At 57.7% G+C, this 1,241-nt stretch carries 1 protein-coding gene; it reads right to left on the bottom strand.

The window, feature by feature from the left end; genetic code table 11:
• Window positions 1-30: 30 nt before the first annotated feature.
• Window positions 31-1,178, bottom strand: a protein-coding gene (locus tag FNA46_RS17750; RefSeq protein ID WP_143126543.1) for an IS3 family transposase whose coding sequence is annotated in 2 segments (ribosomal slippage) — window positions 31-932 and window positions 932-1,178 — 1,149 coding nt in all. Because the reading frame shifts where the segments join, the coding sequence is not laid out codon by codon here.
• Between the last annotated feature and the right edge of the window lie 63 nt (window positions 1,179-1,241).

The raw sequence follows: 1,241 nt of genomic DNA, 5'->3' as shown, positions 1-1,241 counted from the left end.
TGGCCTGCTGCCGGTTTTTCGGACACCGAGTTAGGCTAATCCTACCTTGTTTTCAAATTCCATAGGGCTGAGGTAGCCCAGTGTCGAATGGCGACGCTTTGGGTTGTAGAAGCGCTCGATGTAGTCGAACACGTCCGCCTTTGCATCGTCTCTAGTCCTGTAGACCTTGCGAGCTGTCCTTTCCGTTTTGAGTGATGAGAAGAAGCTTTCCATCGCGGCATTGTCCCAGACATTGCCGGATCGGCTCATCGAGCAGGTGATGCCGTGGTCGGCCATGAGACGCTGGAACTGCTCGCTTGTGTATTGGCTACCCTGGTCAGAATGGTGGAGGAGCGCATCCGGCTTGCCTCTGCGCCAGATGGCCATGATCAACGCATCTGTAACGAGCTGGGCTGTCATGTTGGTGTTCATCGACCAGCCAACAACACGTCGCGAGAACAGGTCGATGACGGCGGCCACATAGAGCCAGCCCTCAGCCGTCCATAGATAGGTAAAATCGGCCACCCACTTCTGGTTCGGTCTTGCTGCCGCGAACTGTCGGTCTAGCACATTCGGCATGATGACCGGGCGCTCACCGTCGTCTTTCGGCAAGCCACGCCGTCTCGGCCTTGCTCTCAATGCATTGTCGCGCATGAGACGCTCGACGCGATGCAGACCACAGGAGAGGCCTTCGGCGAGGAGGTCGTGCCAGACACGCCGTGCGCCGTAGGTGCGGTCGCTATCCTTGAAGCTGTCCTTGATCTTGTCGAGCAGAGCCTCGTCATACCGGGCATGCTGGCTCGGAGAGCGGTTTAGCCAGGCATGAAAGCCGGAACGCGATACACCCAGCGCTTCGCAGAGCCATGCCACCGGCCAGATCGAACGGTGCTTTGCAATGAACGCGAACTTCATATCACGTCCTTCGCAAAGTAGGCGGCGGCCTTTTTTAAGATGTCACGCTCCGCCTTCAGCTTGGCCACCTCTTTGCGAAGCCGCTCGATCTCAAGCTGCTCAGGCTTCATCTGTCCCTGACCAGGAAACGCCTGTGCCGGGTCCGAACCATATTCCCTGACCCACTTGCGCAGGACATTCTCATGAACATCCAGATCGCGGGATGCCTGCGCAACGCCGACCCCACGCTCTCGAACCAATCTCACCGCCTCAAGCTTGTACTCGCGGCTGAACTTCCTTCGTTGCATCCATGCGCTCCAGTTTCATTGGAAGCACCTTAACTCGGTGTCCAAGAAACCGGCAGCAGGCCA

The organism is Affinirhizobium straminoryzae (assembly GCF_007004135.1).
GTDB lineage: Bacteria > Pseudomonadota > Alphaproteobacteria > Rhizobiales > Rhizobiaceae > Neorhizobium > Neorhizobium straminoryzae.
Note: the sequence above shows the minus strand (reverse complement) of the source record. Positions and strands in the feature narration are given on the sequence as shown.